Below are 22,615 nucleotides of genomic sequence, written 5' to 3' on the forward strand. Positions count from 1 at the left end.
ATCACTGTATATACATTTGTCAAATGAATAATTTTGCTTTTTTATATTCCAGGCTATATAATGGTCTGTGTAAAGGATTTATCTTAAGGAATCAACCTATAACAAGTCACAGTATATACATTAAGGGCAAAATATAATGACAGCTAAATACAAAGAAATAGAAAACTTTTTTATCGATGCAATAAATAAAGGCGATTTTAAAGTTGGTGAGCAATTACCCCCCGAATTAAAAATCACCGAAGATTCTGGTTATAGTAGGATGACGATCAATAAAGCACTCAACAACCTCGAGAAAAAAGGTTATGTTACCAGGATCTCAGGTCGAGGTACATTTGTAAAAAATAAAAATACCGTTAGAATGATAAACGACAACATCAGCTTTACTGCAATCATCCAACGTCAAGGTATGATACCCGGAGCTACACTACTTTCTTATGAACTTTTGGATGTTGCAAACCTCGACCCTGAGAATTCTGCACAAATAGGAGAAAAAATCACCAAACTACATCATTTTAAAAGACTGAGAACTGGCGATGGGAAACCCATGGCAATCAGCGATGATTACCTAGATGCTTCTTTAGTAAAGAAATTAAATCTCGACCTGTTATCCCCATCGCTATACACATATTTAAAAAGATTAAAATTACCTGTTATACAAAATTTCGTTGAAATTAAAGCCGTAAAAGCAACAAAAGAGCAGCAGAAAATTTTAGACTTAGAAGATGACTTCCTGCTGAAAACAGTCGCCAACGTAGATACGATTACCATGGACAGCGTAAGACGACAGTTGGGAGTCTTTGGTTCTTATTACAACCCGAGACTTTATACCTATCGTTTTAACAGTCCAGAGTCTTCAGAATATTCTTAAAACTATAACAGAGCTTATGTTTTCTCGATAGTTTCTCGATGCAAATTAAAAAGCCATACTAAAGTAGAGGCTACACCTCTGCTTTAGTATGGCTTTTAGTAGCTGTAAAACGTGCTTGTACTTATCCCATATAGATAAAAATAAGTTAAACCACATTGACGTTAAATATTATTCAATTCAAAGTTACCTATCTTTTTATCAGACAGTCTTTCAAGTAACTTTTCGTTGAGATACATTTTTTACTTATTCATTTTCTCAAAATAATTACAAATCTCACCGAAACCATTAAAGACATAGTCTGCTTTACTTTGATCACTCGAATAATCAGGATAATTAAGAGCCCACGTTTCCAAACCAGCACTTTTAGCTGCATTAATACCAATTGAACTATCTTCTAAAGCTACACACTCTGCGGGGTCTAATCCAATTTTTTCCACACTTTTAAGATAAATATCTGGAGCAGGTTTATTATTTTGAACAGACTCACCACTTAATATTGAATCAAAGTATTTATCAAAATTACATTGATCCATCATTTGAACGATTGAATCCTTAGGTCCTGCTGAAGCCACTGTAGTGATCATACCTTCATTTTTTAAATCATTTAGAAACTGTCCTACATATGGATGAACATAATCGGCGTAATTAATTCTATGAGTTTTAAAATACTGTTTATACTTAGGCAGCAGATCTCCCCACATACTTTCATCTGGGACCATCATTTTCCAACCATCCATAAAGGAAGCGCCAACATATTTGCGCGGATCACTTACAAATGGGTCCAGACCCATCAGTTCTAGGAAACCCATGCGCTGTTGATGATAGAACCGTTCACTATCAACTATTACTCCATCCATGTCAAAAATAAATGCCTTTTTCAACGTTACACACCCCTACATATTTTTAATATATTTACACAAAACTATTAGACTACTGTCTTATTAAGCTTACCATACTAGGGAACCGCTGAACACTTTCAAAGTTCATTCAGTAAAGACTCATTCTGACACCCTTTTCTTATAACGACCAAAGATTTAGAGTCTCATGTTCTATTTAAATTTTGACCCGATAATATCATATATATAACTGATTTCGGTCCCAGGTATTTTAACACTATATTTATCCTCGATCTCTTCCAAAGACTTTCCAATAGATTTAAATTTCTTAGTATTCTCTACATCCTTTTCTTGGTTCAAGTTCGACACTTTAATTGGGTCGTTTCTTATTAATCTTTCGATCAAACAACCAATGTGCACATATAAGGCCATCTTTTCTTGATTAGTCAAAAATGTCCCAGTATTTCTCTCATATTCATGAAAGAAATTATCGACCATATACATCACGGTCTGAACATCCAAAATAGTTAACGAGTTCAAGACTCTTTCAATAGAAAAATTCCGCAAAATATTTTCATTAGTTTTTTGAATATCAGGATGACTTACAACAGTTTGTAACATTTTTCCCAATTTATCGATGTTTTTGCCCGCTATTAAACCTTCCAATGGTACAAATGGTATTTCTTTTAAAGAAGGATCTTTAGTACCCACAACACCTATGATCTCATATGTTTTCTTTAGAAACTCTAATTGCTGTTCATCCTTTATTTGGCTATATTCATAAGAGCTAATAATCAAATCATCACTTTGTGGGATACTTTCCTCTAACAAATGTTTGATCCTATTTGCTGTACCTATTCCTGTTAAGCAACACGTGATCAACAATTTCTTTTTTGCTTCTTTAGGATAAACGACTTTGCTTTGAATGTTGGCCTGTTTTTTGCCTTTCTTGACAATTTCTTGAAAAGTTTTTTGCTTGCGTATCATATCACCCACATTTAATGCCATCGGTGTAGATACATTATTTATTATGCCGATCGGGAACTCCACGTTATTGTAAACATATTTAAAAATGTCTTCCAACGACCCCATATCAACCAAAAGTAGTAATCCTGTTTCAACCTGATGTGTATCAATATAATCTGTAAGCTGTTTAGCTATTTGGGAAAGTTCTATATCAACAGGCATATCAAAGGCCTCGATAACTTTTTCTCCTAACATTTGATTCACAGCGTCAGCAATACTGCTTGCTGTGGAAAAGCCATGTGCCATAACAATGCATTTGATTGGATATAAACTGCCTACAAAATTAATATTTCTTAAATACATCCAAATAAAAATTTTATCTTGTAAACCTACGTTTAAATTCAATTTTTGTGAAGCGATTGATACAACGGAATTAAATATGGTTACCAGACTCTTATTAGTACGCGTGGTGCTAGTTCGTAACATTCAACTATTTAGTACAAAATTTTACAAAAAAAGCCCAACAAGGTTAGACTCTTAAGTGACTTAAACAAAGGAGACCTGATCTTGTTGGACCACTTAAAGTTTAAACAAAAACGACATAATTTACAAGTCAATTTAGCTCAACTTAAAGTTCTTTGTGCTGAGCTTTATCAAAAATACTGCCCGCGCTATATTTCGCAACGCCGTAACACCACTAAGTCTCGTGTTTCTGATGTGCAGATCTTAGCCTTACTGTGTTTACAGGTCATTACACAGATGCACTCCCAGCGTAAATTCTTTGCCTGGGCACAGACCTTCATCCCACATCAATTGAACATTGAGCGCTCCCGTTTTAACCGACGAGCACAACGTCTTCTCCCAGTGGTCATGGCCATGCGGCAGGGGTTGACTCGCGACTATGCGCAAACAGGACAGTTTGCGATCATTGATAGTTTGCCTAACCCTTTATGCCAAAAAGTTAGAAATAAGCGGGCCAAGGTTTTCCGCGGCATAGCTGACCTAGGCTACAATGCGACCAAAGACATGTATTTTTACGGGTTTAAGACTCATTTTGAGACCTCGCTCAGCGGTTATATCTTAAATTACACTGTCACCGAGGCCTCTAAACATGACACCCAAGCGGCGTCAACTTTGATCGCAGGCTGTCCGTGTCCCTTTGTTTTAGCGGATGTCGGTTATGTGGGACAGCCCTTACAAGAAGATTTTGGCGAGCTAGGTTATGAGCTCTGGACACCTTACCGTTCAAACATGAAAGGAGCCAAACAGCACAATGTTCCGGCTTTGAAAGATCTCCGGCGCACGATCGAATCCCGTTTCTCGATCCTAGTTGAAGATTATGGAATCGAAAAAAATCTCACGCGGTCAGTGGTAGGCTTTTGGTTAAAAATTGAATTGACCGTCTTTATTTATAATTTAGGCTTTTTTGATTTTACAGAAAATAGAATTATTACGAACTAGCACCACGCGTTTATTAGTATCTTGCACCATGTCTAAAATCTTGTATAAGTTATCATTATAATCAGACAAAAGATCATCAATTTTTACAGACTGAACTGTAAAGAAATAGTGGGCAAAAACAGCAGCAGCATTTCCCTCGATCTTTATTCCATAAAGATCTTGCAAATTACTGATCTCCAATGAAAAGATCTCTTTTAAAAAAGAAAGTGGCAAGCCTTCATTTTCTTGTTGCTTGTCATACATTAATTGGTTACTCAGATCCTGGACTTTCGAGATACTGTATTCAATAAACTCACCTTTTGAACTCACTGAATTTTGGTGATCCACCAGATCTCTAAAAAACTTGACAACATTACTATCATAAACCAAATCATCGTCTTTAAAAAAATCACTTAATTTTAATTCAGGATCAATTATCAGAGCATCAGAATCTGTTTTAACAACACGCATTTCTTCTCTATTTGAAATTTCTAAAATTTCATTTGGTAAATCAGACAAATTGATTTTCACATGACCCCTCGCTTTTCCGCGAGCTAAAGAATTAGCGACAGAAATCGTAATTGCATTTTTTAATTGACCAACATTACTTGAGTAACTTTTACTTAATAAGAAATCGAATACATTAGAGCCAACAGAAATCTTAGAGCTAACCTTATTAGCTTCCTGTAAATAAAAGGTTACAGCTAATTTCTTCCTTTCATCTCTTGTACGCTCAAATAAAGAAGGAATTCTAATTTGTATCGGTATTCTACGCAAGAAGGTCTTTAAAAAAGAATTTTCAAGGTTCTCAGTTGTAGCACAAATGAAGCGGACATTTACTTTATGGCTACGGTGATTTTCACCCAAAGGGCTAATTTTTTGTTCATCTAAATAACTAAAAAGTTTTTCTTGACCTTTAGGATCCAGTCGGTGCACTTCGTCTAAAAAAAGCACCCCTCCATCAGCTTCATCGAATAAACCTCTTTCATTAGTAGCCGCCCCTGTAAAGGAACCTTTTTTATAACCAAAAAGTATGCTGGACAGAATTTCTGGATTATCTGCATATTCTGCACAGTTTAATTTGACAAACTGTCCACTCTTTCCCACTGCTCCAATGTCAACGCAATAATCAAAATATTTTTGCGCTAAAAAGCTCTTTCCAGTCCCAGTATGCCCCGTTAAAATAACAGGTAAGCCAACGCCAGGATAATTAGCGGCTGATTTTAACTGTCTAACTGCAGAGGAAAGTGAAGTTTTGGCTCCAATGATCTCGTCAAAAACGTCACTTCGGCTTTTTTGTTCTTTCAACTTTTTCAACGTGGAGTATTCGCCCTTTAATGTCGCTTGATACCTCTCTTCCAATACCTGCTTATCCAGAAACAAAACGGGCCTTGCATTAATTTTGACCATAAAACCATCTCTAACAAAGTTATTGAGATAATGACTAGCAGTATTCCTTTTTATCGCAAGCTTTTTCGATATGATTTCAGCAGTAGTTTCCACGTTATCTAAATTTTTCCTCTTTGTTTCGTTACGTACGAATTCCTCTATAGATTTCTGCACTTCCAATAGAAATACCTCCTAATTCAGAGAGTGAATTTACGTTCACATACGTGATCACAGATAACAAATAATCCATAGCCTTATTTTCTATGCGAAAAATTCCCGGCATAACCATGTCGGAAATTTTTCACATTATTTTATTTTTTTACCATATCCATACGATCCACTACGCCGAATAGTCTGTGATGCAGCTTTAGCAGCAAAAGACAAAGCATCATTGATTTTTTGATCAGAAATTTCTAACACATCTTTTTCATTGCTGAGCATAAAAACGACAAGATTGGAAAAGAACGTATCACCTGCTCCCATTGTATCAACAGGATGCGGATCATAATTTATTTGACCGACAAATTTTCGCTCATTCCTACAGTCGAAAAGTTCTGGAGACTCACCGCCATTAGTGAATAAAACAAATTTTGTTCCTGCCTTAGTACACGTCTTCAATATTCTTTCCTTATCTCCCACAGGTGAATCAGAAAGTGAAAACTGGGCAATATCAACATTTTTAGCAACGTTTTCTAAATACTCGTTCGTATGATATTTGCCCATTTCAGAAAAATCATAAGCTATCGTTGAGCCGTTTGCGTGTAACTTGCCTATTGCTTTTTCTGAATTGGAATGGCATGAGCTATAAACTACCAACGCTGCCCGGGTCAACTTTAATAATTTAGGGTCCTCTAGAGATGGCAGCGCCCTCTGGCCCCGCACACTATCTAAAAATTGCCTATCACCATTAACGATATTGACAAATGTCTTTTCAGTTTGACCATCGATCCTATTACAGAACTGTGTGTTAACATCTTCTTGGTTTAGACTATCTAGTATAAGATCCCCATCATCATCTCTCGCAAGACTACCAACGTAAAATGAGTTAACGATCGTTTTGGGGACAAAAGCCGAAAAATTAACCGCGTTCCCTCCAGGAAATTTTACATTTTGATTATTATAATAATCGACTACGTTATCTCCCAGTCCAACAACATACTCTTTTAGCATTCAAGACATCACCTTTAGTTAATATTAATATTCAACGACCCTATAATAGCGTCTCTTATCAAGCGAATGGTTCCTAACGTCTTCAAGATGGAGACTAATTCGACGTAAAGCCGCCCACATTACAGGAGCTTCCACAATAACCCTAAATTCCTTTGAAATATGAGGAAGTGAGAAACTACTCATATCGAATTCCTCAAATTCGTCAGTATATGTTGAGGCAAACTTTGCAACTCGGTCATCCAATGCTCGAGTAGGACCTTCAGATTTCAAAAGCACTACAGGAACACCTTTTTCGACCAACTCGAATGTTCCATGGAAAAATTCTGGTGAACTAACTGACTTCGTTCTCAGCCACTGAGACTCTTCCAAGACACACATTGAATAGCAATATGTCGTCCCCCAAAGATCCCCTGAGCCGACCCAAATTTGGTAATCAGCATTTTGATATTTCTCAGCAAAGTTCTTTGCTTGTTCGTCAATTTCTTCTGCTACCACATTCATATCTTCCGGTAAATATTTTAATTCATCAGCAAATTTTTCATAATCTGAAAATTCCTGATTCTTTTGTAAAATCTTCCCGATCAAAAAGTAAAATGCCATTTCCTGCGGATGATACCCAAATGTATCGATCGTATGCGTAGAATGTCCTTGAAGCGGGGTATCTTCCTTATTCACGAAGGATACTGTTCTAACTCCCAAATCTTCCATTTTCTTAGCGATAGCGACTGTCTCTTTTGTATCTCCTGATTTGGAAAGTAAAATAACAAGACTATCTTTCTTTAACTTTTTACTTCCTGCGGCCAAAAAATCTGCAGCAGTGATCAAGTAACTTGGGATATCAGATTTAATTTCCATCCAATAATTAAAGGGCTGCATGACTGCATTAGAACCGCCAGAAGCTGTGAAGAAAATATTACGGATCCCTTCATCGTATAACTTAGTGGCGATCTCTTCTATTTTTCCTCTCAGTTGGTAACCCTTTTTTCCCTCATCTATAAACTTTTCTGCATCAAATTTTAACATCACGATCTCCCTTTCTATTTTCTAGGCTTTCAAAATCCCAAAATAAGCCATAACAATGCCAATAACAAAAATTCCTATTAAAATCGTAATCGTAGATACCTTTTTCTTCAAAAGCCAATATATAAGCATTACACAAGCTAACGGTAACATATTAGGTAATATCCCGTTGATCATCGAATTCCAGGTCTGAGCTTCATTTCCTTGCCCAAAAGAGCCCGCAACAGTTATTGACACCATACTTGCCGACATTCCGCCGATAACCATCAGTCCAATTATCGAGGCACCATAAGAAAACTTGTCTAAAAACCCCGATGTCTCAGCACCTTGCAACATTGAAGCTCCTAAATCGTAACCCTTTATTAGCCCAAACCAGCGTACTAGTAAAGCGGGGATGTTATATACTAACAGGAACAATATTGGCCCTAAAACGTTTCCTTTCATTGCAAAAGAAGTTCCCAATCCCGTCGCTAAGATCCTCAGTGTTCCCCAAAAAAAGGAATCTCCAATCCCAGAAAGGGGGCCCATCAAAGCGGCTTTAACATTATTGACTGATTCAGGATCAAAGTTATCAGGATTATTGGCATTTTCTTCTTCCATTGCAGTTGTAATACCCATTACTATCGTTGAAAGAGGCGGTGAACAATTGAAGAAAGCCATGTGTCTCTTCAAAGCTTCTTTTCTTTTTTCCTTTTCGGGATAAAGCTTATCTAAAACTTTATTCATGGAATAACTATATGCCATACTCTGCTGCCGTTCAAAGTTCCAGGAAGCTTCCATTGTGAGCGAACGCCAAAACATTCCTCGTAGATCTTTTTTTAATACTTTTTTCTCAATAACCTCAGAACTCATTATCGTCACCTCCAGGTAAGTCACCTTTTCCCTTTGCGTCTATCCTAGATTCAAGATGTAATATTATATACATCAAGCAAGCGGCAAAAATCGAGATACCTAAAATTGGGATTTTCAGGTAACTATAAAGTGCAAAACCAAGAACAAAATATATTGCAACGTTCTTCTTCAAGATCATCTGTAATAATAATGCAAAACCAAGCGCGGGCATTATACCTGCAGCAATATTAATACCGTTCTGTACAAAATTTGGGATCATGTTCAACAACCTGGTCATCACTGGCCCGCCTAAGTAAAATGCTAAGCCGACAAAAAAAGCTCTCGGCAAACTCTTGACTGTGATAAATCCATACCAGTTCATTCGATTTAAACGCTTTGAGTCACCCTCATCTGCATATTTATCGCCCTTTCTTAAGAAAATAGGCAAAATCAAAATCGTCAACAAATTGTCGATGATCAGATATAAAGCAGCAACTGGGAAAGCCAAAGTTATTGCAAAACCAGCACCTTTACCTGTCGCAATAGCAAAAGCAGTTCCCAATATCCCTCCAGCGATCACATCCGGTGGACGAGATGCTCCTATAGTTATTGCCCCCATAAATGCCAACTCTATAGTTGCACCCATTATTATCCCAGTTTTTAAATCACCCATTACAAGACCTGTTAAAGTACCCGTAACAAGAGGCCGAGATATATTACTCGTACCCGTTAGCCAATCAGCTGGGACGATTGCGGTCACTATCGCAAGTAAGACAGATTGAGTAAGTATACTCATATCTAAAACCTCCTCGTATTTTTAAAGCTTCTTCATGAAATCATTCTTCTTGTCATTAGGTACCATCTGAGAAAAAATATCTACACTGTCAGCGGACAATTCTTTTAATTCTTCTTTATCTTCAGAATTCAGAAAAACTGAAGAGGTCACCTGGTCCGTTCCATCAATTTTCTTAGTCCCACCAACATTAAGAGCTTTTATACGCGGGCACCCTTTGATCAACTGATACGCGTCGTGAACACTCTTAACAACTATAAAAAGTTTATATTTATCAGTCACTCCTGAATTTATTTGATCTATCGAATCTGAAACATTTTTAACTACAACTTTTACGCCCTGCGGCGCAGCTAACTTTAAAGTTGTCATCTGCATTTCGTCACTCGCTGCAGAATCATTTGCAACTAAAATACAATTTGCATTAATGGCAGAAGTCCAAGAAAATGCTACTTGTCTGTGTACGAGTCGATGATCCACTCTGGTCGCTACGATCATAATATTACCTCCTCATCAAAAATCATCTTTAGTAACTTCAAAATCTATTTCATTGCAGAACTTCACACTATTTTTAGCATTTTCAATTGCACGCTCAATAATACTGTTAATGTTCTCATTTGATTGTTTGCCCAAACCCAACACAAGTTCAATAAGCAATGGTAGAGACAAACCAGCGACCAAGTATATATTTTTCTCTTGTTGCATATACTTTAGCCAATTATTATTAACACTGCCGCCAAAAATATCTGTACAGACAATAATCGTTTGACCAGCGTTTTCAGCTAGATAATGTTTAATTTGGTTGTCTACATCAATGTCTTTATCAACATAAGCATTGACATAGTCAAGGTACTTTACATCACCAACTATCATCTTAGCCGATCGAACGGCCCCTTCGGCCATTTCTCCATGACTCATACATAGTATCTTCATATTATTGATCATCAACCTTTATTTGTAATTTAAACAAAAGAGCTTCGTTACTTGTATACTCTTTTATATAAGCAACTTCCATGCCAATCAATAAAGGCGTTGATTTCATAATAAATTTACTTCAGCTTTTGACACTATTATTTTATTGAAGCAAAGTGTCAACCCACTAAAATATTAACCTCATAAATGACAATGATAATTAGCAATAACGCCTTTTTGCCATTTAAAACTATATATCAGACCCATTTTGATATTGTTTCATCTTTGAGAACGATTTAAACTTGGTGCTAAATAATTTTGTTCTTTTTCCAGGTATCTTTCTCATTTTATCAAGCAAAACATTAGAATAGATTTATATGAGCTCCGATACTATTAAAAACCAACTCTACTGATCAACAAAAAAAGGCTCAAAAACACTAGCTTGTGGTTTATTTTTTCATATATCATTCCTTCAATTCAAAATTAAAAAATAGTGAGTAAAATTAGTATAAAGTGTTGACTCCATGAAATTGATGCTTTATATTAACCTATAACATCATATAATGACTTATAAACTTTCACACAATCAGTCAAATATGTGTTATGTGGCCTGATCATCTATTCAACTGTGGACAAGTATCATGAACACTGAACAGACGCGTAGGTATGCTGAAAAAAATCAAAATATAAAAGGTGTGAAGCTAATGAAATTAATTACTATTGGCGATAACGTTGCTGATACATATGTTGATACCCATATTTTTTACCCCGGTGGTAATTGTGTAAATGTTGCCGTAGATGCTAAAAAAGCGGGAGCAGAAAGTGTGGGATTCATGGGAGTTTTTGGAGACGATCTACAAGCTGATCATATTAAAACATCTTTATCGGACGAAAAAGTCGATTTAGTAAATTGTCGTCAAATATATGCAGCAACGGCACAGCCAAGTGTGTTTCTTGATGAAGACGGAGATCGTCAGTTCGCAGCTGGCCCTAAAGGTTCAACTCAACATTTAGTTCGTCTCAGGATCACGCCAGAGGACTATAAAATGATAGATCAATATGACGTTTTACACACTGGGATAGATTCCAATATTGATCAAGACTTGGCAACTTTAAAGAAACATTTGAAAGTTAGTTTTGACTTTTCTGATGTCCATGATGAAAGCTACTTGCTTGCTACATTACCTAATGTGAATTATGCCTTTTTTTCAGGTTCTGAGTTCGATGATGAAGAAGCGCAAAAGTTTGCTAGTAAGTGCTTGGCTATAGGTCCTGACGTAGTTGTTGTTACTCGTGGCGGAAACCCTGCCTTAGTGATGGACCGAGATGGTTACCATTATCAGGCTCCCCAGTCAACAAAAGTCGTAGATACAATGGGCGCGGGTGACAGTTTTATCGCGGGTTTCTTAGTGTCTTATACAGAAACTAAAGATATCCAGCAAGCCGCATTAGCAGCCAGTCAAAGTGCCGCCAGAACATGTGCTATTAATGGCGGCTTTGGACACGGTAAAGGTTATTGATATGACAATGGTAATAAACCTTTTGTGACCTTCTATTTTAGAAAGGAGGAACGAGTAAAATGAAATTTAAAAAAAAGCTAGCTGTACTGGCCGGGAGCATTATTGTAATTGCTGGTATTAGTGTATTAGTTATCAATCATGCACGGAATATCGATCGGGGTAGTACACAAGAATTTACAATGGTCCAAACATCACCAATAGATTCTTTAGATCCCATTTTAGGGTATAACCCAAGTTCAGGAACAGTGGTGGGTAATACATATGAGGGATTATATTCAGTAGATGAAAAGGATAAGGTCCATTTAGCATTAGCTTCAAAAATGAAAACCTCTAAAGACGGTAAAACAAAAACCTTTACAATTAGAAAGAACGCCAAGTGGTCTAACGGCGATCCAGTAACGGCTAATGATTTTGTTTTTGCTTGGCGTCGACTAGCTAATCCAAAAAATGCTTCGGGGTTCAATTTTCAACCTGGTGCAGCTGGTTTAATGAATGCAGATGACATCGTGGCCGGTAAGAAGCCCGTTTCTAGTTTAGGTGTTGAAGCAAAAGGTAAGAAAACTCTTGTTTTGCATCTCGATCGTCAAGTTCCTTATCTGAATAAATTGTTATCATTTGGTTCCTTTGCACCAGTAAATGAAAAGTTTTACAAACAAGAAGGTAAGAAATTTTCCCAGAGTGACAAAAATCTGATAAGCGCCGGCCCATACAAAGTGAAAGATTGGAAACTGGGTGATAATTCTGTCACTCTAGTGAAAAACAAGAGTTACTGGGACGCCAAACATGTACAAGCAAAACAAGTTAAAATCAATGTCATTACTGATCCTGAAAAGGCTGCTATCGCATACAAGGACGGTAGTGCTGACTATACACCGATCAGTGGGCAACTAGCTACAAAGTTCAAAAAAGAGAAATCTTTCAAGACGGAACTCGGTCCATATACGCAGTACCTTATGATCAATTTAAAGAAGAAAGGATTGGATAACGACAACTTGCGTAAGGCTGTCAACTCTTCCATTAATAAAAAGGAAATTACCAAACACATTTTAAAAGATGGCTCAAAGCCAGCGAAGTCAATGATCATGTCCGGATTGTACAAAGATACCACAAATGACAATAAAGATTTCTCAAGCGGATCAGAACCAGGTTACACGTATTCGCCAAGGAAGTCCAAACAATATTGGCAACTGGCTAAACGAGAAACAAAATTACGGTCATTCTCTTTGACATATGATGACAGCGACCCTTCTAATGCAAATGTTGCTGCTTACATGAAATCACAGATCGAAAAGAACTTACCAGGTATGAAAGTAACGTTACAGCAGCTTTCTAAGAAAACGCGTGTTGATAAAATGGGTTCGGGCGACTTTGATACAGTATTGACACGTTGGGGGCCTGATTACTCTGACCCGTCGGCTATTCTAAGCATGTACCAATCAGATAACGTCAGCAACTATCCTAAATTCGATAACCCGCAATATGACCAACTATTGGCTGATGCAGCAACGAAATATGGCGGTGATATTAAAAAGCGCAACGCGGCACTCCAAAAAGCCAACAATTTATTAATTGATAGTGCATCTTCAGCACCTCTATATCAATCTGGGGCACCAGTTTTGCAACGGCAGAATATCCACGGATTAAAGCAGCATATTTCAGGTGTCCCTTATACGTTTAAGTATGTCACCTTAAAACGATGATCTTTGAAAAGATGCTATATAACTAGTCAGAATATCGCAAATGGTAACTTATTAAAAAGGCGGCCTGGCGCAAAGAAACAGGTCGTCTTTTTTAGCTGAATTTAGCGTCACTTTTTGAAAAAAGGAGGTATTGGGTTTATGAAAAAATACATCTTAAAGAGAATTTTAATTGCCATTGCCACACTTTTCTTGATCACATTCATTTTATTTTTGATGGAAAAGGCCATGCCAGGGTCACCATTTAATGATGAAAAAATGACTCATGAACAAGTGCAAGCTTTGTACGCAAAGTACGGTTTGGATAAACCGGTCTTGATTCAGTTTTGGAATTACGTAAAGAATATGCTGATGGGTGACTTTGGAGTATCCTATTCTTTGCAAGTTAATACTCCTGTTACACAAATCATCGCCCAGCACTTTCCAGTTTCATTAACTATCGGCCTACAAGCAACGGTTTTAGGCTCTGTCTGCGGATTTATTATGGGCATCGTTGCTGCTTTGAAACACAATACAACGGTAGATAGTTTAATGACTGGTATTTCCGTATTGGGTGTTAGTCTCCCCAACTTCGTCGTTGCCCTAATTTTATCGATCGTATTTTCATTCAAATTATATTTATTACCTGCCGTTTATTCGGCAGATAATCCCTTTTTGTCAAGCGTCTTACCAACTATTGCATTAAGTACTTTTACCATGGCAAGCGTTGAACGATATGCACGGTCAGAAATGATCGAAATTATGGACTCAGATTATATTCGTTTAGCTGACTCAAAAGGGATCTCACGCGCACAGTTGGTTACAAGACACGTTGTAAGAAATACTTTGATTTCGGTAATTACTGTCCTGGCACCTTTGGTGATCGATTTAATTGCTGGTAGTATGGTTGTTGAAAAAGCGTTCGCCATCCCAGGCCTAGGAACAACCTATATTTCAGCTATTCAAGCGAATGATTATAATGTTGTGTTAGGCATTACGTTCTTTTACTCGATACTATTTATCGGCATTATGTTATTTGTAGATATTTTATACGGTATTATAGATCCACGCGTAAGATTGGATAAGGGGTGATCATGATGATGAAGAATACACGATCTGCACAGCCAGACACAAATCAAAGTGAGTTCACTTTAGCCGATCGGACACAGGAAGTCGAGCATTATTCAGGAGAATCACTATCCTTCATACAACTTGTCTTCAGAAACTTTATTAAAAACAAAGTTGCTCTAGTCAGTGTTCTTGTTATAATCTTGATTGCTTTAATTGCGTTTTTTGGTCCTCATTTGAGCCATTTCGATCCCAATGTACCTGATCCGCAAAATTCTAATTTAACACCTGGACAAGGAGGACATTGGTTTGGAACCGATAATCTAGGACGCGATATATTCACTCGTGTTGCTGCTGGTACAGGTATTTCACTAGAAGTTGCCTTTGTAGCCATGGTCATTGATTTGATTATCGGAACAACTTACGGATTAATTTCGGGTTATTTTGGCGGTAAGACGGATATTGTTATGCAGCGTATCACTGAAGTTTTGAGCACGATTCCAATGATCATCATTGTGACCTTATTAGTCTTAGTTATGAAACCTGGGCTGACAAGCATTATCACCGCCATGATGTTAGTAGGTTGGATCAACATGAGTCGGATCGTTCGAGCGCAAGTATTAAAAATTAAAAACGAAGAGTATATATTGGCAGCGAAAACAATAGGCATTTCGAATATTAAAATTATCTTTTCAGAAATTCTGCCAAATGCAATGGGTCAGATCGTTACTACATTTATGTTTTCGATCCCTAACGCTATCTTCTTAGAGGGATTCTTGGCTTTCATTGGCTTAGGTGTCCCTGCTCCATTATCATCACTCGGTACAATGATCAACGATGGCTATACACAAGCAATTGTTTTCCCACACATGGTTATTTTCCCAGTATTATTCTTAGCTTTAATTATGCTAGGGTTTAACATTATTGCTGATGCCATCAGAGACGCTATCGAAGAAAGTTGAGGTTAGTTACTTATGCAAGAAACGATTTTAAAAGTGAAAAACCTAGCTGTGTCCTACCAAACCTATCGTGGAAAAGTAAAGGCTGTTAGAAATATAAGCTTTAAGCTCAAAAAAGGTGAAACCTTAGCTCTAGTCGGCGAATCAGGTTGTGGTAAATCAGCATCTGTTAAGCCAATTATGGGTGAGCATGAACCAAATCAAGTCATTGAGAGTGGTGAAATTACATTTACTTATAAAGGGTCTCGAGGACAAGAAAGTGTTGATCTACTAAAAATAGATCACCAGAAAATACAAGACGAAATTAAAGGTAAACAAATCGCCATGATTTTCCAAGATCCGATGACTTCACTTGATCCTACGATGAAAATTGGTAAGCAAATTGCCGAAGCTGTCAAATCTTCAAATAACAAATTGTCAGCACAAGATGTAAAAGGAGAGGTACATGAACTAGTCGACATGGTCGGGATCGATCATATAGATACAGTAATAAATCAATATCCGCATCAATTATCAGGTGGTATGCGACAACGCATTGTTATAGCCATTACCTTATCCAGTGACCCAAGTCTGTTAATTTGCGATGAACCGACAACAGCTCTAGATGTAACGATCCAAGCCAGGATCTTAAACCTGATCAAAAGACTACAACGCGAGCGCGGCTTATCAGTTATATTCATTACACATAACTTAGGCGTTATTGCTAACATTACAGATCGTGTAAATGTAATGTACGCAGGCAAAATCATTGAAACTGGCAGTAGTGAAGATATCTTTTTCGATCCACGTCATCCATACACATGGGGGTTACTATCAGCAGTACCAGATGTCCAAGATGATACTGAAGAATTACCTACTATCAACGGCACGATCCCCGACCTAACTAAAGACATCGTTGGAGATGCTTTTGCACCACGCAATCCATATGCTTTAGAAATTGATTTTAAAAAAGAACCCCCGATGTTTGCAATCAATTCACATCATGAGGCTGCTACGTGGCTGCTAGATGAAAGAGCACCGCACGTTGCAATGCCCGAAATATTGCAGCAGCGCATTACGAGAATGCGAGGTGAAATAAATGAATGATAATATTTTAGAGGTTGATCATTTAAAACAATATTTCCCAGTATCAAAACAAACAGTGGTCAAAGCGGTCGATGATGTTACATTTAACATTAAAAACGGCGAAACGTTTGGACTAGTCGGGGAATCAGGCAGTGGCAAAACTACTATTGGCCGAGCGATCATTCGTTTACATGATCCAACCGAGGGTAAAGTGGTGTTTCAAAATAAGGAAATTTCTGGCAAATTAAGTAAAAAAAGTGAAGAAATGTTACGCTCAGATATGCAAATGATTTTCCAAGACCCAATGTCATCCTTGAATCCACGTAAAAAAATTAGTGATATTATCAAAGTTGGATTGGACGTACATCGTAAAGGCCTGAGTAACCAAGAAAAGTTAGAAATGGTGAACGATGTGTTGCGAACTGTTGGTTTAGATGAATCGTTTGCTGTTAGATATCCGAAAGAACTATCAGGGGGACAGCGACAACGTGTTGGTATAGCGAGAGCTGTGGTCATGAATCCTAAACTGATCATTGCAGACGAAGCTATTTCGGCTCTTGATGTTTCTGTGCAAGCCCAAGTAGTTAACCTGTTAAAACGTATTCAAAAAGAAAGCGGCAGTGCTTTGCTATTTATTGCTCATGATTTGACCATGGTTCGCCACGTTTCTGATCATATTGGAGTGATCCACCTAGGACACATGATCGAGTTAGGAACAACAGAGCAAATTTTTGAAAATCCTCTGCACTCCTATACAAAAAGTTTATTGAAATCTATTCCAGTAGCAAATCCGTTTGCCGAAAAAAATAAAGAGGCAACGTCTTATCATGCTAAAAAAGAAGATTATGCAAACCAATCAATGGTTGAATCTGAACCGGGCCACTGGGTGTTAACAGAAAACTAAATAAGAGATCTTCAATTCTAAAGGACCGAAGTCGACTCCAATTGTTCGGAGTGCTTCGGTCCTTTTAAACGCGTTATCCCAAATTAAACATTCAATATCCACTGTTTATAATGTTCTTGGCCATCGCATTGCTTAACTATGGCTGCAACTTTTAACTATTGTTATTACAAAAAGACTAAAAAAGAGTTGGGACTTTTACCCAACCCTACCTTATAAAACTCTTATGCAAGTTACATTGATCTACACACTTGAAAAGTAATACTATACCTGCATTCTCTTTAACTTTAATAAGGGATACGCTTGTAATATCTGCGCACTGTCAAAGGATGTTTTCTCTGATCAGACAAATATGCACTTACCCGCTCCAAAATAGTTGCCAATACTATTGGGGAAATTATCTTTCTAGTTTCATCCGAAATATTCATTTCATAATCTTTTGTATCGATCACCGTAATGGTATCTGTCACCTGTGGGAGAAACTTACGCACTCTATCAACAATTGGCCGCGAGAAATCTTCACCTTCAAATACGATCACGCTGACTCCTTTTTCAACCAATTCCAAAGTACCGTGGAAGAAATCAGCTGCTTGTACAGGGCGTGTTTTGATCCACTGCATTTCTTCTAAGATACACATTCCATAATAGTATGCTTCCGTAAATGAATCACCCGCACCTGTAATAATATGGTAGGCAGTATCCTGGAACTTCTCAGCAAATCCTTGAGCCATTGATTCTGCTTGTTTCTTGACACTCAGCAATTCTTTAGGAAGTTTAGCAAAATCATCAAAATATGCGTCATATTTTTCTTGTGAGATCTCACCTTTTTTTAGCATCACGCGTAAAACGATCATTAACCCTTGTAAATAATAACTCTCAGAACTTGTATCATCTAAAACATCATTATAAACACTGTAAGTAGCATTTTTTTCAAGAGGAGTATCTGGGCTACCCACTAAAGCTAACGTTTTAACATTATTTTTATTGCAAAAATCGACAAGCTCTAATGTTTCCTGTGTTGTTCCTGACAGCGAAGGAATAATTACCAAAGACTTATCAGAGAATGTCTTGTTAGGTGCATCCATAAACTCAGCTGCAATAACACGGTGAAATGGGAATGTGGTTTTTGTCCTAGCAAATTCAACTGTAGAATCAAACAGAATACCAACTCCACCTGAACCAATAAAAAAAATATTTTCAATGTCTGGAAGTATCGTATCAATTACTTCGTTCACACTGTTTTTCACTTGTACTGCCCCGTTTTGAGTGTCTAAGAACCTTTTTTCGTCAAAATTGAACATATAATAATCCCTCCCGTTTATTTACCAAAGGTTATATTTAACTATAATTAAACATACCACTCTCTTTTGAATTGGTCAAGCTTTATTGACATATTAAATTACCACTGGTACTATAAGTATATAGAAAACGGTTACAAAAGGATCTCAAAAAAGAGTGGTGATCGCTGTCAACATAATGTGTTGAACCTTTGAGTCAATAGCTTAATGTCAGGTTGTCTTATTTTCCAGAAAGGAAAGTTACCTACGAAAGGGTGAATCAAAAATGATCATTATATTGAAAAATTTGCTAATTGCTTTTATTGCCTATATTTCTCAGTTAGATGAACGGTATTTAGGTGCATCAATGATGAACCGTCCCATTATAATCGGGCCTGTAGTTGGATTGATTTTGGGCGATCTGCAAAAGGGGATTTTGATCGGAGCAGCACTAGAGGGCATGTTTATTGGGATCGTAACCATCGGAGCAGCACTCCCTCCCGATGTAGGTGTAGCTAGTACAATAGCTACAGCTTTGGCTATTCAGAGCGGAGCCAGCGCTGATGTCGCCGTAACATTGGCAATGCCTTTTGCTATCGTTGCGCAAGGTCTAAACATGCTTGCCTTTACATTAAACTCATATACCATTAAAAAAGGAAGAGATGCAATTAAAGAGCATAATTTCAAAAGCATGGAACGTTGGCATTTTTTCCCGTTGATCCTGAGATCACCATCAGGTATTTTAACTTTTCTTGTCTTACAATTAGGAACAAAGGCATCACAATCATTGATTTCTTTACTACCTGAAAAAATAATGACCTCTTTTTCTGTAGCCGCAGGTCTATTACCAGCAGTAGGTTTTGCAATGTTGATTCAAATGATGATCAGTAAAAAATTAGCACCTTACTTCTTTATCGGCTTTATTCTAACAGCTTATTTAAAAATGCCAGTGATCGGAGTATCAGTTCTAGCACTTCTAATAGCACTATTAATAATTCAACGTCCGGCTCCTAGCACAAACGACGAAGATGAAGATCTGACGTAAAGAACGGAGGAAATTATCATGACAGATACAAAGCTAACAAAAAAAGACTTGAACAAAGTATTTTGGCGTTCATTTGCCCTACAAGGCTCTGAATCTTACACTGATATGCAAGGTATGGGTTACACTTATTCTATCCTGCCAGCACTTAGAAAAATATATTCTAACGATGAGGATAAATTATACGAATCGGCCTTAAGAAACACAGCACTATTTAATACCACTCCACATATTGCCACTTTTATTATGGGAATGTCTCTTGCTCTTGAAGAAGAAAACTCAAAGGATCCAGATTTTGATGTAGAAGCTATTTCATCCTTAAAAGCTGCGTTAATGGGGCCAGTTGCAGGGATCGGTGATACTTTATATTGGGGGACCTTCAGAGTTATAGCTGCCGGGATCGGTTTATCTCTTGCTGTACAAGGGAATATTTTAGGCCCGATCCTTTACTTCTTATTTTATACAACTTTACACATTCTCGGACGCTATGGAGGAGTTCGACTTGGGTACAGCGCCGGTGTTAAAGCGATGGAAAAAGCTCTAGAAAGCAGCTACCTAAATAAGTTTACTCAGGCAGCTTCAATAGTTGGTTTAATGTCGATCGGAGCTATGACTTCTTCATTAGTGAAGTTCAAAATATCAGCTGTCTTCAAGACAGCTGGTGGTACGATCAATGTTCAAAGTATACTAAATGATATTTTCCCCGGTTTACTACCACTGGGCTTGACCTTTTTAATGTATTATCTCTTAAATAGAAAAGTAAAGGTCATCTACTTGATCCTTGGAGTTTTTGTAATAGCGATCGCTGGAGTATATTTGAAAGTTCTAAAATAGATATTTCCTAACACACAAACAAATCATAGACAAATACACGACGACATAAAATGTTTTCGTGTATTTTTTTGGAAAAGTACGGTTAAGCCTAGCTCAAAAAATACCCAAACGTACTTTCAGGCACCCACTTAGTTAAAAGCCTCTTTTTTAGACTCTTATAGTTGAACTATTATGAAATATATCCTAAAATCAATTGGTAAACTTTTTTATTACCAAAAGTAAACTTCGTATTTATATTAAAAATGAACAGGTGAAGCAATGATTTATAAGGAAATTAAAGAGCAAATATTTAACCAGTACATCGATAAAGTAGATAATAACGACTTGATACCTTCTGAAAGAGATCTGTCCGCGAAATTCGGAGTAAGCAGACCAACGATCCGTAAAGCACTTGGATCATTAGAAAACGACAAGCTTATTTCAAAAAGCAAAGGCCGCGGATACATTATAAACAAAACTCCTGTGGTTTCTGACAAATATGTCGACCATGAACTCAGTAGTTTTATTGGTTTTTATGAAGATGCACAGCAACAGCAAAAAACAACCTCTTCCAAAGTCCTCCAACAATCAGTTGAATACGCTGACGATGTCGTTGCTCAAAATTTAAATTTACAAGAGGGAGATCCAATTTTTGTTTTAACAAGGATCCGTTACATTAAAAAAGATCCTATATGTATAGCAAAATCATGTATCCCTTTAAAGTTTGACGGGGATCTAGTAAATATAGATTTTAGCAAAAACTCACTTTTTACCGCATTAAAAGACACTGGTTTACAGTTATACAAAGCAAAGCGATCGATCGAAGTAGTCAGGGTCGAATCACCGGATCACTTATACCTCAACATTAATAAAAACGAACCAGTTCTGAAATTTAGCAGCATTGGGTACACTGATAAAGAACTTCCTTTTGAATATGAAGAATCAAGGTATCCTGCTTTTAAAGTTAAATTTGAAAGTACCGTTGTTTAAATAAAAAACTCCCTACAAAGCCAAAAGCGTCGCAGGGAGTTTTTTATTTAAATTCATGTCCATCTTATTATTTAGTTAACTTTGCAGCTGATGCCTCATCCAAAATTACAACTACATCTGGATGCTTTTGCAAAAGACTTGCGGGAACATCTTCTGTAACAGGACCTTCGATCATTTTAGCCACAATATCGGCTTTCTTTTCGCCGTACGCTTCAAGCACGATTTTCTTTGATTTCATAATTGAACCGATGCCCATCGAATAAGCTTGCTTAGGAACATCATCAATATTATCAAAGAAACGTGAGTTAGCTTGGATAGTTGATTCTGTCAGATCCACAACATGCGTACCACCGTTAAATGATGAGCCCGGCTCATTAAATCCAATGTGTCCATTCAGGCCCAAACCCAATAACTGTAAGTCGATCGGATGATCATCAATTAGTTGATCATAGCGTTTAATTTCTTCCGTGTCGTTTCTTGCCAAGCCGTCTGGTAAATATGAACGTTTAAACGGCTTCTTATTGAACAAGTTTTCATTCATAAAATACCGATAACTTTGGCTATTATCTGGACTGATACCCTTATACTCATCCAAATTAATCGACAAAGCATCTGAAAAATCCAAGTTACTTTGAGCTATTTGTTCGTAAGTTGTTAATGGAGTTGACCCCGTAGCCAACCCAAAAACTTGAGCTCCAGCTTTTAATGCATCTGCAAACACTTCGTATCCCTTGATCCCAGCTTCTTGTGGATCTTTAGCAACAATAACTTTCATAGTCTTTCCCCCCAATGTTTTATTGGTATAGCCCAATTATAATTGATATAGACCAATAATGCAAGTCGTGAATTACAATATTGGCTGCTACTAACTAGTTGAAAGCACTACGAAGATGTATCTAATTCAATTGTTGTTATTAAATGCTATCTCTAAAAACTAAGAAGGGAGTCGAATAAGAATTACATTTATCAGACCCTCTGCTTAAAATTAGTCTGGTAAATTTTTCCAAACTGTAATTTTAAGTGAACTTTTTAAAAACAAAAAACTGCCTGCTCCTATTCAGAAACAAACAGCATGATAAATC

At 37.1% G+C, this 22,615-nt stretch carries 22 protein-coding genes; 11 read left to right on the forward strand and 11 right to left on the reverse strand.

Annotation, left to right across the window (positions count from 1 at the left end; genetic code table 11):
* Positions 1-136 precede the first annotated feature (136 nt).
* On the forward strand, positions 137-868 hold the full coding sequence (locus tag AC3XNE_RS03260; protein ID WP_489832825.1) for a GntR family transcriptional regulator: 732 nt from the start codon (positions 137-139) through the stop codon (positions 866-868).
* A 239-nt stretch (positions 869-1,107) separates the two neighbouring features.
* Here the strand turns inward: AC3XNE_RS03260 and AC3XNE_RS03265 are convergent, their stop codons facing one another.
* Together AC3XNE_RS03265 and AC3XNE_RS03270 are read right to left on the reverse strand one after the other, a co-directional pair.
* The gene (locus tag AC3XNE_RS03265) at positions 1,108-1,749 is read right to left on the reverse strand and encodes an HAD family hydrolase (protein WP_489832827.1); all 642 of its coding nucleotides are present in this window, start codon (positions 1,747-1,749) and stop codon (positions 1,108-1,110) included.
* Between the two features lie 168 nt (positions 1,750-1,917).
* A complete protein-coding gene (locus tag AC3XNE_RS03270) occupies positions 1,918-2,976 on the reverse strand; it encodes a PRD domain-containing protein (RefSeq protein WP_489832829.1) in 1,059 nt (352 codons plus the stop codon).
* A 261-nt stretch (positions 2,977-3,237) separates the two neighbouring features.
* Here AC3XNE_RS03270 and AC3XNE_RS03275 point away from each other — a divergent pair, with 261 nt between their 5' ends.
* A complete protein-coding gene (locus tag AC3XNE_RS03275; RefSeq protein ID WP_489831357.1) occupies positions 3,238-4,131 on the forward strand; it encodes an IS982 family transposase in 894 nt (297 codons plus the stop codon).
* Here the strand turns inward: AC3XNE_RS03275 and AC3XNE_RS03280 are convergent.
* The 7 genes from AC3XNE_RS03280 to AC3XNE_RS03310 form a co-directional block, all read right to left on the reverse strand.
* The gene (locus AC3XNE_RS03280) at positions 4,087-5,673 is read right to left on the reverse strand and encodes a sigma 54-interacting transcriptional regulator (RefSeq protein ID WP_489833365.1); all 1,587 of its coding nucleotides are present in this window, start codon (positions 5,671-5,673) and stop codon (positions 4,087-4,089) included. The two genes, AC3XNE_RS03275 and AC3XNE_RS03280, sit on opposite strands and share 45 nt — an antisense overlap.
* Positions 5,674-5,805: 132 nt before the next feature.
* A complete protein-coding gene (locus tag AC3XNE_RS03285) occupies positions 5,806-6,669 on the reverse strand; it encodes a PfkB family carbohydrate kinase (protein WP_489832831.1) in 864 nt (287 codons plus the stop codon).
* Positions 6,670-6,693: 24 nt separating this feature from the next.
* Positions 6,694-7,692, reverse strand: a complete 999-nt coding sequence (locus AC3XNE_RS03290) for an SIS domain-containing protein (protein ID WP_489832833.1) — start codon at positions 7,690-7,692, stop codon at positions 6,694-6,696.
* A 21-nt stretch (positions 7,693-7,713) separates the two neighbouring features.
* Positions 7,714-8,541: a PTS system mannose/fructose/sorbose family transporter subunit IID gene (locus tag AC3XNE_RS03295; RefSeq protein ID WP_489832835.1), complete on the reverse strand. Its 828-nt coding sequence runs from the start codon at positions 8,539-8,541 to the stop codon at positions 7,714-7,716.
* A complete protein-coding gene (locus AC3XNE_RS03300; protein WP_489832837.1) occupies positions 8,531-9,316 on the reverse strand; it encodes a PTS mannose/fructose/sorbose/N-acetylgalactosamine transporter subunit IIC in 786 nt (261 codons plus the stop codon). Before AC3XNE_RS03300 ends, AC3XNE_RS03295 begins: the two co-directional genes overlap by 11 nt.
* A 21-nt stretch (positions 9,317-9,337) precedes the next feature.
* Positions 9,338-9,808 (reverse strand): PTS sugar transporter subunit IIB, encoded by a 471-nt coding sequence (locus AC3XNE_RS03305; protein WP_489832839.1) that lies wholly within the window; start codon positions 9,806-9,808, stop codon positions 9,338-9,340.
* 15 nt (positions 9,809-9,823) lie between these two features.
* The gene (locus AC3XNE_RS03310) at positions 9,824-10,228 is read right to left on the reverse strand and encodes a PTS sugar transporter subunit IIA (protein WP_489832841.1); all 405 of its coding nucleotides are present in this window, start codon (positions 10,226-10,228) and stop codon (positions 9,824-9,826) included.
* A 698-nt stretch (positions 10,229-10,926) separates the two neighbouring features.
* Between AC3XNE_RS03310 and AC3XNE_RS03315 the strand changes: the two genes are divergently transcribed.
* The 6 genes from AC3XNE_RS03315 (at position 10,927) to AC3XNE_RS03340 (ending at position 17,414) form a co-directional block, all read left to right on the forward strand.
* A complete protein-coding gene (locus AC3XNE_RS03315; protein WP_489832843.1) occupies positions 10,927-11,742 on the forward strand; it encodes a PfkB family carbohydrate kinase in 816 nt (271 codons plus the stop codon).
* Between the two features lie 59 nt (positions 11,743-11,801).
* Positions 11,802-13,442, forward strand: a complete 1,641-nt coding sequence (locus AC3XNE_RS03320) for a peptide ABC transporter substrate-binding protein (RefSeq protein WP_489832845.1) — start codon at positions 11,802-11,804, stop codon at positions 13,440-13,442.
* Positions 13,443-13,580: 138 nt separating this feature from the next.
* A complete protein-coding gene (locus tag AC3XNE_RS03325) occupies positions 13,581-14,510 on the forward strand; it encodes an ABC transporter permease (RefSeq protein WP_489832847.1) in 930 nt (309 codons plus the stop codon).
* 5 nt (positions 14,511-14,515) lie between these two features.
* Positions 14,516-15,448: an ABC transporter permease gene (locus AC3XNE_RS03330; protein WP_489832849.1), complete on the forward strand. Its 933-nt coding sequence runs from the start codon at positions 14,516-14,518 to the stop codon at positions 15,446-15,448.
* A gap of 12 nt (positions 15,449-15,460) precedes the next feature.
* Positions 15,461-16,531: an ABC transporter ATP-binding protein gene (locus tag AC3XNE_RS03335; RefSeq protein ID WP_489832851.1), complete on the forward strand. Its 1,071-nt coding sequence runs from the start codon at positions 15,461-15,463 to the stop codon at positions 16,529-16,531.
* Positions 16,524-17,414, forward strand: a complete 891-nt coding sequence (locus AC3XNE_RS03340) for an ATP-binding cassette domain-containing protein (RefSeq protein WP_489832853.1) — start codon at positions 16,524-16,526, stop codon at positions 17,412-17,414. The genes AC3XNE_RS03335 and AC3XNE_RS03340 overlap by 8 nt, the downstream gene beginning before the upstream one ends.
* Before the next feature lie 284 nt (positions 17,415-17,698).
* On the opposite strand, the gene AC3XNE_RS03345 is transcribed toward AC3XNE_RS03340, so the two are convergent.
* Positions 17,699-18,712: an SIS domain-containing protein gene (locus tag AC3XNE_RS03345; protein WP_489832855.1), complete on the reverse strand. Its 1,014-nt coding sequence runs from the start codon at positions 18,710-18,712 to the stop codon at positions 17,699-17,701.
* A 262-nt stretch (positions 18,713-18,974) separates the two neighbouring features.
* Here AC3XNE_RS03345 and AC3XNE_RS03350 point away from each other — a divergent pair, with 262 nt between their 5' ends.
* The 3 genes from AC3XNE_RS03350 (at position 18,975) to AC3XNE_RS03360 (ending at position 21,533) form a co-directional block, all read left to right on the forward strand.
* Complete coding sequence (locus AC3XNE_RS03350) at positions 18,975-19,733, forward strand: PTS mannose/fructose/sorbose/N-acetylgalactosamine transporter subunit IIC (protein ID WP_489832857.1); 759 nt, start codon at positions 18,975-18,977, stop codon at positions 19,731-19,733.
* A gap of 18 nt (positions 19,734-19,751) precedes the next feature.
* Positions 19,752-20,564 (forward strand): PTS system mannose/fructose/sorbose family transporter subunit IID, encoded by an 813-nt coding sequence (locus AC3XNE_RS03355; protein ID WP_489832859.1) that lies wholly within the window; start codon positions 19,752-19,754, stop codon positions 20,562-20,564.
* A gap of 258 nt (positions 20,565-20,822) precedes the next feature.
* Entirely contained in the window at positions 20,823-21,533 is a 711-nt protein-coding gene (locus AC3XNE_RS03360; RefSeq protein ID WP_489832861.1) for a GntR family transcriptional regulator, read from the forward strand.
* Positions 21,534-21,600: 67 nt separating this feature from the next.
* Here AC3XNE_RS03360 and AC3XNE_RS03365 read toward each other — a convergent pair whose 3' ends face one another.
* The gene (locus AC3XNE_RS03365; protein WP_489832863.1) at positions 21,601-22,308 is read right to left on the reverse strand and encodes a glucosamine-6-phosphate deaminase; all 708 of its coding nucleotides are present in this window, start codon (positions 22,306-22,308) and stop codon (positions 21,601-21,603) included.
* Positions 22,309-22,615: the final 307 nt, after the last annotated feature.

This window comes from Ligilactobacillus sp. JN-6 (Y).1 (assembly GCF_058111525.1).

Coding starts and splice junctions, on each gene's coding strand:
- AC3XNE_RS03260 (WP_489832825.1), top strand. CDS start 137: ATGACAGCTAAATACAAAGAAATAGAAAACTTTTTTATCGATGCAATA.
- AC3XNE_RS03270 (WP_489832829.1), bottom strand. CDS start 2,976: ATGGCACATGGCTTTTCCACAGCAAGCAGTATTGCTGACGCTGTGAAT.
- AC3XNE_RS03285 (WP_489832831.1), bottom strand. CDS start 6,669: ATGCTAAAAGAGTATGTTGTTGGACTGGGAGATAACGTAGTCGATTAT.
- AC3XNE_RS03290 (WP_489832833.1), bottom strand. CDS start 7,692: ATGTTAAAATTTGATGCAGAAAAGTTTATAGATGAGGGAAAAAAGGGT.
- AC3XNE_RS03295 (WP_489832835.1), bottom strand. CDS start 8,541: ATGAGTTCTGAGGTTATTGAGAAAAAAGTATTAAAAAAAGATCTACGA.
- AC3XNE_RS03300 (WP_489832837.1), bottom strand. CDS start 9,316: ATGAGTATACTTACTCAATCTGTCTTACTTGCGATAGTGACCGCAATC.
- AC3XNE_RS03305 (WP_489832839.1), bottom strand. CDS start 9,808: ATGATCGTAGCGACCAGAGTGGATCATCGACTCGTACACAGACAAGTA.
- AC3XNE_RS03310 (WP_489832841.1), bottom strand. CDS start 10,228: ATGAGTCATGGAGAAATGGCCGAAGGGGCCGTTCGATCGGCTAAGATG.
- AC3XNE_RS03315 (WP_489832843.1), top strand. CDS start 10,927: ATGAAATTAATTACTATTGGCGATAACGTTGCTGATACATATGTTGAT.
- AC3XNE_RS03320 (WP_489832845.1), top strand. CDS start 11,802: ATGAAATTTAAAAAAAAGCTAGCTGTACTGGCCGGGAGCATTATTGTA.
- AC3XNE_RS03325 (WP_489832847.1), top strand. CDS start 13,581: ATGAAAAAATACATCTTAAAGAGAATTTTAATTGCCATTGCCACACTT.
- AC3XNE_RS03330 (WP_489832849.1), top strand. CDS start 14,516: ATGATGAAGAATACACGATCTGCACAGCCAGACACAAATCAAAGTGAG.
- AC3XNE_RS03335 (WP_489832851.1), top strand. CDS start 15,461: ATGCAAGAAACGATTTTAAAAGTGAAAAACCTAGCTGTGTCCTACCAA.
- AC3XNE_RS03340 (WP_489832853.1), top strand. CDS start 16,524: ATGAATGATAATATTTTAGAGGTTGATCATTTAAAACAATATTTCCCA.
- AC3XNE_RS03345 (WP_489832855.1), bottom strand. CDS start 18,712: ATGTTCAATTTTGACGAAAAAAGGTTCTTAGACACTCAAAACGGGGCA.
- AC3XNE_RS03350 (WP_489832857.1), top strand. CDS start 18,975: ATGATCATTATATTGAAAAATTTGCTAATTGCTTTTATTGCCTATATT.
- AC3XNE_RS03355 (WP_489832859.1), top strand. CDS start 19,752: ATGACAGATACAAAGCTAACAAAAAAAGACTTGAACAAAGTATTTTGG.
- AC3XNE_RS03360 (WP_489832861.1), top strand. CDS start 20,823: ATGATTTATAAGGAAATTAAAGAGCAAATATTTAACCAGTACATCGAT.
- AC3XNE_RS03365 (WP_489832863.1), bottom strand. CDS start 22,308: ATGAAAGTTATTGTTGCTAAAGATCCACAAGAAGCTGGGATCAAGGGA.